Source organism: Limosilactobacillus viscerum (genome assembly GCF_947387525.1).
In the GTDB taxonomy this organism is placed as follows: Bacteria; Bacillota; Bacilli; order Lactobacillales; family Lactobacillaceae; genus Limosilactobacillus; species Limosilactobacillus viscerum.
In genome coordinates, this window is the sequence record NZ_CANDNW010000044.1 from 1 (window position 1) to 8,873 (window position 8,873).

An 8,873-nucleotide genomic window follows, 5' to 3' on the forward strand; every position below is an offset into this window, starting at 1 on the left:
ATCGGTCAATTCTTAAACCGCCCGAATCATACATTTTTAAACCGCCATAAAACGACAATTCAAAACCGCCCTTGACATTATCCTTTACACTGCCCGCGTTGCGGCCAATTAATGCTTAAGAATGGCTTCAAGACAGTCAACGTGCTGGGGCCAAGCCTTCACTACCAACCGACTATTTGGTCAATTCGCAAACAAAAGTATCTTTGTAAACCATCATCAGACTGTCCATCAACGATTACTGAGGTGGCCAAGGTCAAGGGCATTAGGTATCGCCAACACATCAGTCAAGCAATTAAGCAACGAGTGATGATGCAATTAACCACTAATGAATCCCAAATTGATATTGCCAAAGAACTAGGGATCTCTGATTGGACGGTTAGGCGGGTTATCTGTAACCTGGATCAATTCTTTAAGCCAAACTATCACTGGTTACCCCGTCACATTGCCTTTGATGATTTTAAATCGGGCCGCTTTGCGCCCAGTGGAATGAGTATGATCCTGATGGATATTGAAAATCATCGGACCCTTGATATTATTCTGTCACGACGTAATTTTGGCTATGCCCAGTTGACCGACGTCGAAGTTATTCATCGCTTACTGGCTTAAACAGGCTTATCGTTATTACCAGGGCCTTATTCTTGCGGTTAACCATCGTAGTAAGGCTGAACTCAATCAATTACTCGCAATCAAATGGACTCAGCTTCCTCAATCACTTCAAAAAGTTCAACGGACCCTCCGCAGTCATCATGACGAGATTATCACTAGCTTTAAGTATGGTGACTATACGAATGGCCCCGTTGAAGGAACTAACAATAATCAAGGTCATCAAACGCACAGCTTATGGCTTCCGTAACTTCTTTAATTTTCGGGCTCGCATCCTGCTCGCCCTCCCTAACTCATACTTTGCCATCAATTGGAAGAATAAAAGAACAGCCCGTGCCAAATTCCAGACACAAGCTGCTTGAAAAACTATTTAATTTTTCTATCAGTACTTCTTGACGAAGAGCCTTTAATAATCTCAGTATAGGAGGCTCCGGCCGGTTCGACTAGACGTGTTGTTATTGACTGCTTACTTTAGTCTTATTGAACTATTTACATACAGAATTCTGCAAACCGCTTGAAGTGAACATCACTATTTTGAGACCTTAAGAATTCTCCATTCTGTACTACTGGATCAGTGTCTTTACAATGATAATATGATATGTTCCATTCTGGATTATTTAGTATTCTATTCAGCCATGAAAAGTATTCCCTATCCACATAACCCAAAGAATGTCCTAATACTCGAACCTCTTGTATTTCCTCGACATAGGGATTAATCCAGTCAGATAGATCCTCTAATCTTAATTCTTTTTCAAAAGTACTTGATTCTTCATTTACTTTTGAAACAAGATCTAATTCAATACTTCTCCTTTCATCATCAGAATAGGTCACTGCATGGACAAAATCATTTAAATTAGAAGGATAATTGGTATCATTCTCTTCAATCTCTAAATAATTATTATCCAAATCAAGAGATATATCTTCTCTATCCAGTATAGTAATATTATTCAAGTCGTTGCCATAAACCATTTCCTCACCTATTTTTCCATGAATATGGAAAATCCTTGATGAGGGGATTCTATAAAGTTTTTCCAATGTCTCCGTGTAATTAAATGTTAAATATAGGTTAGCTGAATTGAAATCCTTCAGTTTTAATTTATTTCGCTTCAAGATTTCATTATTCGCCTCTATAACCATTTTCAACATTCCGCGATCTACAAAGGATTTTAAATTGCTGAACTCTATCTCCCCGTAGTCTACCTTGTTACTTTCAGCTTCATAAGTTGCATTTTCTACTTCTGTATACTGATCACCATAATTTTCATCTTCAGGGCTATAAGAATATGCAGATGGGTCCGAATTATTCGCAAAGAAATCATCAATTTCTTCTCTGGTTCTCTTTATAATGGGTTCATCATTCTTTAAATTACCTATGTTATTTTCAAAGTCACTCCACAATTCTTCATCATTATTGAAAAAGATCTTATTTATAAAATCGAATTCATTCTCATTATCCTTAGCTAAAATTGGTATTAAGTTTTTCCGATAATCAGTAGGAAGATTATGCGCCCTATCAAAGCCATTACCAATAATAAACAATATCAATTTATTTAACCCCCCCAGTTTTCTTAAATCTAACCAATATTAATGAGTAATAGTAACACATACATATACATACTCAAAAAGCCCACAGTATGAATTTATCATAGCTCTATAATTTTAAGTACTGATGGATTTAACATCAGTGCTTATTTTGTTTAAATTTAAAACAAGAAAGCGAAAAATGGCTCGTCGTACAATACCAGATACGAGCCGCTTAAAACCTTATCTAATTTTTCCTATCAGTACTTCTTGACGAAGAGTCACTTACACAAGGACTTTTTCAGTCTCTTAAATACTCCGTAAAAAATATAAAATAAATCAGGTGATTTCCTATATATATTTGTACTTACCGTAACTTTTAATCCTTCTGTTTTAATATGAGGATACATTTCATTCATAAATATAATTTTTTTATAATAATCCTTTAAATAAAAATCATTTCGAAAAACATACACAAAGTCAAGATATTGACTATACAAAAAGTAGTTATTTGCTCTTACAGCAAGCTTAATATATTTATTGCTTGATTTCTGTCCACTTAAATACTGAGAGAAATAATATGCAAAGCAAATTGCATCAATATATGTTTCAGGATTTTTCTTTTGAGAATGACTAACGCTATCATTTCTCTGTCTGTAATAATACAAGTAGTCATCATAACACTGAAAAGTATTAGCCTTATCTACTATTTTATATGCTATTGCAATATCTTCATAGGATTTTCCCTCAGGGAATCGTATCTTCTTGAATAATTTTTGCTTATAAATCTTTGTAAAGGCAAAATTTCCATATTCCAAATTAGTTAGATAATACAGAGCTTTTTCCTTAAGAATATCATGAATTTTTTTCTTTTCGAAACTAGTGAAATTTGATTCGATATTACTACCATAAAAACTCTTTTGCTTAAAAAAAATCAAATCTGAATTGCTATTATCGATTGATTTTAACAGTATATTTAAATAATTTGGGACAACTAAATCGTCACTATCAATAAAGGTGATCCATTCTCCTGTTGCTTTTTCAATACCAACGTTTCTTGCCGAAGATAGCCCACCATTTTTTTTATGTATAACCTTAATATTATCTGTCTTATTAGCATAATCATCACAAATTTGACCACTATTATCTGTTGAGCCATCATCAATAAGTATTATTTCTGCTTTATCATTATTGAACAAAATTAATGAATCTAAACACTCATTTAAATAGTTTGATACATTATAGACAGGAATAATTACTGATAATTTATTTTTATTTAAGGTCATAATGGTTCCTCTTAATCCTATTTTTTATCAATTTTGCATTTTTATACCATTCGACAGTAAATTTAAAGCCAAAATGATTTAAGCTAATAATAAGCAACCATGACTGAAGGTTAATGGCATACTTTTCCAAGCCACGTAAGTTTTTATAATACTTTAATTGATTGTAATAATATTTATTATTATTAAAAATAAAGAATCTTCCAAAAACCTCCCACAATAAAAAGGCCCTTGCCTGATTGTATATATCTACACAATATTCGCTAGGTACATCTTTTAGCGTTTCTCTTAATAATCTCAAGAAATTATTGACTGTACCGATAATTTCTTCATCTACATTATGGCTTGTCGAATTAGCATTTCTTCTAATAAAATACATATTTTTTTTAAGTAATTGTATTTTATTTGAATAACATAAAACTTTCAAATTAAATAGTCCATCCTCCCACCAACGAATTCCTATAGGAAAATGGATATTATTATCTACTAATAATTTTCTTCGGAATAATTTTCTTACTGGTCCAGCACCATACTCTTTGGCAGAAATACCAAATTTTCTTCCGCCAAACATTGAAAAAGCAATTTTTAAATTATCGTTCTTTTTATAAAAGATTTTATTATCATGTTTTACCGATACATTTTCTTCCATAGAGATGACGTCAATTTCTTCTCTTATAGCTATTTTAACGATGTCAATAATATTCTCCACTAACATATCATCAGAATCACAGAAAAGTATATATTTTCCTTGCGACTCTTTGATACCAATATTTCTAGCTGAACCAGCACCTTCATGTTTTGCCGTAATAACTTGCCCATTAAGTCCTAATTCTTTAAGAGAATCAGAAGCAACTATAACTGAACGATCTTTAGAACCATCATCAATAATAATAACTTCTACTGATTTTACATTGCCATAATTTTTTGAGATACTCTTCAGTAAATCTACTATATAATTTTCACTGTTATACATTGGAATTACAATGCTTAACAATATATTGTTATTCATAACTCTTCCTCATTAACTTTTTAACTTCTTTAAGCAATAAAACATCCAAAACACTCTCAGATAATAGTGGTGCTAGACTGGCGCCAAATCCTCCCCATAAATAAATAAAATAGCCATTTGAAATAATAGTAACTATAACACTAATTAGAAAGCAGCGACTGTATTGCTTATCATGTCCACTTCCTAGTAATATTTGGACTCCCAATAATCCATTATCAATAGATACAAAGGACCATAGCAGTAATGGGATTAACCAATAATAACTACTTACATACTCATTTCCAAAAGCCATTAAAACTATCGTTTTTGAAAGCGGAATCATTAAGGATATAATTACTCCGAAAAAAATTAAAAGTTTTTTTCGCAAATTTAAAACAAATTTAAGTCCTTGTTCCATCGATTTATTTATTTTTTTACTTACAACTGGATAAATTATTTGACTAATTGGTAACCATAGCATTAAAACTACGTTCGGTATCTTCTGAATTGCTGAAAAGATTCCCACAGTTGACGAAGTACTAAAGAAAACCAAAAAGGTGGTACCAACAGACCCAAAAACCCTACTAGTAAACTGCGTTGTAAAAATATACCAACCCTTTTTTATTTCTCTCAACAAGTTATTAAAATGAACCTTTACAAATTTTATGTCATACTTTGTTTTAATAATGATTAAACCTATAATGTTACTTATTATAGGAGAAGATGCATAAAATAAACAATATAATAGTACACCGTCATTATTCTTGACAAACAAAAAAATTAAAATTGTACTTAATGTTCTTGCAATTACATTCGTAATTGCAATATACTTCATATCCTGTAATCCCTGAAAGAGCCAATCTACTTGAAAAATAATACCTAATAAAGAAATTGCTAAAAGAAAATAACTACATATTTGCAATTTACTCATATTATAAAATCCTATAAATAGTAATAACCCAATTATACAGCCTAAAAATAAAATTCCTCTCACAATTACTATTTCAGAAAAAATATTATCCAAATTTTCTTTTGATTTATCTAAAGCAACTTCCCTAGAAGCCGACATACTAAAGCCATATTCAACAACTACTTGAAGATAACCAACTATATTAAATGCTGATGAAAATACACCATACTGTTCAGTACCTAGAATACGTGTAACGTATGGTAAGGTCATTAAAGGAATTATCATATTAAAAAACTGAAGCATGTACATCCAGATTCCATTTTTCACAACACTATTTGATAATAATTTCTTAAGAAACTGCAATACTAATCTCCTTGCTTTTTACCTCATTTTTACATCCATACATATGGAACGATACTGGTCCACTCAGGCCTTATGATTTGTACTATTACAAAATAAGAAATCATAAAAAACACAAGCCCAATTTTCATAAACAAAGTTTTAACTTTACCATCCCTGCTATAAAAAACAAAAGAGGCAATAGGAAAATAACCTATTAAGAAATATAAAGAAATTCGAGAAATTTGCGAAAACAATAGAGCTAAAAAGTAAAAACCAATGGAAATAATCGTACTATATTGTGACAAATAAAGGATTCTTTTATTTTCATTATTGAGAAAATATGATTTCTTTTCAAAACTCCTACATAGCAATAAAAAGCCACACGAAATTAATATAGATACTATTATATTAAGAAAACCAGTCGTACCATTGTTTTGTATAAGTGTAGAATAAGTATTTGCTTCATTACTAATTGAAGATATACTTGAGTAAATATTATCAAACTCATACATGGCGAATCCAAAAAGGCAAAAAATTGCTACATTAATTTTCCGACTCTTTCCTAGATAATTTAAAAAGTATACCATTATAAATAAAATTGCAGTTATATGCATTGAAATAGCTAAATAATTAAACAAAAAGAACTTAATTGGCTTTCTTTTTACTGCATACACGAAAGCAACCATACAAAAGCTGCAAGCTAGAGCCTGTCTCATACCACTCATGTAAAAAGAAAAGAATCCCAAAGTTTCAAAAGCAATAATCCCTACAAAATAATTTATTTTTAATTCAATTAAAAATAACACAAAGCAAAGCAACATTATACCAGAAGTTATAACTAACAAAAACCTAGGATTTGAATTAACCGAATATAATAATTTATTCAGCAATACAAACCCGTTTTCATATCTTGCACCGTTAGCAGGATATATCCAATTAACTAAATTTAAAGGCAAATAAATATTTTGAATAGATTGATATAGTTGAACATAGGAACTTGTATCAGCACCAACAGTGTAACCCCTAAAGCCCATTACAATCCACAAAACGATACTATTTATGGCTAAATAAATTTTTTTCTGATAACAATAAATGGGATAAGTAATAAAATTCACTAAAAAAATCAGATAATATACAAGCATTGCTACCTCATTCAAATATTATATAAATTATTCCATTTCTTCAAAACTCTCTTAAAATTAAATTCACTTTTGATTATTTTTTCTAAAGAATCAGGATCTCTTACACCTACAATATTTTTTGTTAAATCAGACCAACCACCTAATGAACTTTCCGTAATTGGCAAATAATGAATAAAATCTGAAACTTGGACTTCTTTCGTAATCTTATTGCTCAAAATACAAGATAATCCATTAGCCGTGGCTTCCAAAGCTACTGTGGGTAAGCCTTCGAATAAAGAAGGTAGCCAAAAAACATCAAATGCTGAATAATAATCCGCAACGTTCTGAACTTCACCAGTAAATATGATACGATTTTCTAAACCATAGTTTTCAATAATCAATTTTAGTTTTTTTAACCTATCTAAGTTACTTCCTTCACCACCTACAAAAACAAGTTTGTAGTTTTCATCTAGCTGATTTAATACTCTAATAGAGAATTCCTGATTCTTAACTGGTGCAATTCTTCCAACACAACCAATTAGCAATTCATTTTCACTTATGCCTAATTTCTTTCGTATTATATTTCTTGAATCTTTATCAAATTTAAAATTTGATGCATTTATTGTGTTAGGTATTACATCAAATTTGCTTCCTAGAAAAAGTTCCTTCCCAGCTTTTTCTGAAATAGCAATTCTAATGTTTGAATATTTAAAAATATTTAGTGAAAAGATTCTATTTCTGACACTTTTAATAAAAGTATCACTTAGCCCTGCAGAATGACTTTCAACTATCACTTTTACATTATATTTATGAGCAATGGATAATCCTATTCCCCATTTAGAGATAGCATGATAATGTAGAAAAGAATATTTATTTGTTGATAATAATTCACTTATTAATTTACGAATATTATATATGCTCTCTTTTTTAATTAGAAATACTTTGCCTCCTAATTCGACAATTTCCCTATAATAATTATCATTGCCATAATCAGTACATGCAAAATCAAATTGTACTTTTGAACGATCAATTTTTCTATATACATTCATTATGACAGACATTCTTCCATTCCTTTTTTCTATAGATCCAGGAAGTTGAAGTACCCTTTTCATAAATTTCACCTCACAATTATAATGATTTTTCCTTCAGTGTTTTAGATCAACCCAAGCATAATGAATAATTTTCGGTATCACAATAACCCTTAATACAAAAATTGAACACAGACTTTCTTAAGAAATGCTTATTAAGCATGAAGTAACTTTTGATAAATGATTTTTCTCAATTTAGTAGGTATAATAATATTAATAGTCATTAATGCATCGCCTACATACTCCTCCTGACGATTTATAATACCTTGTCTTCTCAGAAAAGACCTCAATTTATAAAAATACTTGATATTTTTTATTTTTCCTCGTCTTGTATACATCCCCTCATCCACTCTCATTAATGTAAGATAATCAGGAATATTACATACCTCATAGTTATTTGCAACTAATCTAGACCATAAATAATAATCTTCTAAGTTCCCGAATTTTTTGTAACCTCCAACTTTTTCTAATACTTTTTTATTTATCATTACAGTAGGGTGATTAAATGGATTTCTCCACTTTATAAAAGTCTGAATTAAATTCATCTCAGTCGGAACTTTTCTATATCCAACTATATTAGTTATATTTTCTGAAAATTCTTTAACTTGCCCACCAACAACTACTATATCCGGATTATCCTTTATAATCCTCAATTGTTTCTCAAATCTATTTGGAACGCTATAATCATCTGAATCCATTCTAGCAATCCATTCTGTCTTTACAAATTGGGTACCAAAATTAAGGGCAGAAGCCAAGCCTAAATTCTTTGATAATTTAACAATTTTATATTTAACAATATTCTTATTTTCATGTTTCTTAAGTACTTTTTCTAGTTTAGGCGTCAATTTTCCGTCTTCAACAACTATAATCTCTTCAGGTAAAATAGTTTGTTTTTCTAAACTAAGAAGAGCCTCATTAAAATACTCAGGCTTTTCTTTTCTGACGAATTGTCAAACCAAGTGCAACGGTTTCTCAAAAAATACCTCATATGGGGTTTCATAATTTAACACTTTTCGA

At 30.4% G+C, this 8,873-nt stretch carries 6 protein-coding genes and 2 pseudogenes; 1 reads left to right on the plus strand and 7 read right to left on the minus strand.

Annotated features, from left to right (window positions below):
• Positions 1 to 78: 78 nt before the first annotated feature.
• Positions 79 to 965, plus strand: a pseudogene (locus QOS07_RS08870) (ISL3 family transposase); the annotation flags it as partial.
• A 127-nt stretch (positions 966 to 1,092) separates the two neighbouring features.
• Here QOS07_RS08870 and QOS07_RS08875 read toward each other — a convergent pair.
• From QOS07_RS08875 to QOS07_RS08905, 7 genes and pseudogenes are all read right to left on the minus strand, one after another.
• Complete coding sequence (locus QOS07_RS08875) at positions 1,093 to 2,148, minus strand: AbiH family protein (protein ID WP_283588593.1); 1,056 nt, start codon at positions 2,146 to 2,148, stop codon at positions 1,093 to 1,095.
• A gap of 257 nt (positions 2,149 to 2,405) precedes the next feature.
• On the minus strand, positions 2,406 to 3,410 hold the full coding sequence (locus QOS07_RS08880; RefSeq protein ID WP_283588594.1) for a glycosyltransferase family 2 protein: 1,005 nt from the start codon (positions 3,408 to 3,410) through the stop codon (positions 2,406 to 2,408).
• On the minus strand, positions 3,397 to 4,416 hold the full coding sequence (locus QOS07_RS08885) for a glycosyltransferase family A protein (RefSeq protein ID WP_283588595.1): 1,020 nt from the start codon (positions 4,414 to 4,416) through the stop codon (positions 3,397 to 3,399). Before QOS07_RS08885 ends, QOS07_RS08880 begins: the two co-directional genes overlap by 14 nt.
• Positions 4,409 to 5,668 (minus strand): flippase, encoded by a 1,260-nt coding sequence (locus QOS07_RS08890; protein ID WP_283588596.1) that lies wholly within the window; start codon positions 5,666 to 5,668, stop codon positions 4,409 to 4,411. Before QOS07_RS08890 ends, QOS07_RS08885 begins: the two co-directional genes overlap by 8 nt.
• 29 nt (positions 5,669 to 5,697) lie before the next feature.
• Positions 5,698 to 6,789: an EpsG family protein gene (locus QOS07_RS08895; RefSeq protein ID WP_283588597.1), complete on the minus strand. Its 1,092-nt coding sequence runs from the start codon at positions 6,787 to 6,789 to the stop codon at positions 5,698 to 5,700.
• A gap of 11 nt (positions 6,790 to 6,800) precedes the next feature.
• Positions 6,801 to 7,880, minus strand: a complete 1,080-nt coding sequence (locus QOS07_RS08900; RefSeq protein WP_283588598.1) for a glycosyltransferase — start codon at positions 7,878 to 7,880, stop codon at positions 6,801 to 6,803.
• Between the two features lie 131 nt (positions 7,881 to 8,011).
• A pseudogene (locus QOS07_RS08905) lies at positions 8,012 to 8,785 on the minus strand (glycosyltransferase); the annotation flags it as partial.
• Positions 8,786 to 8,873 lie beyond the last annotated feature (88 nt).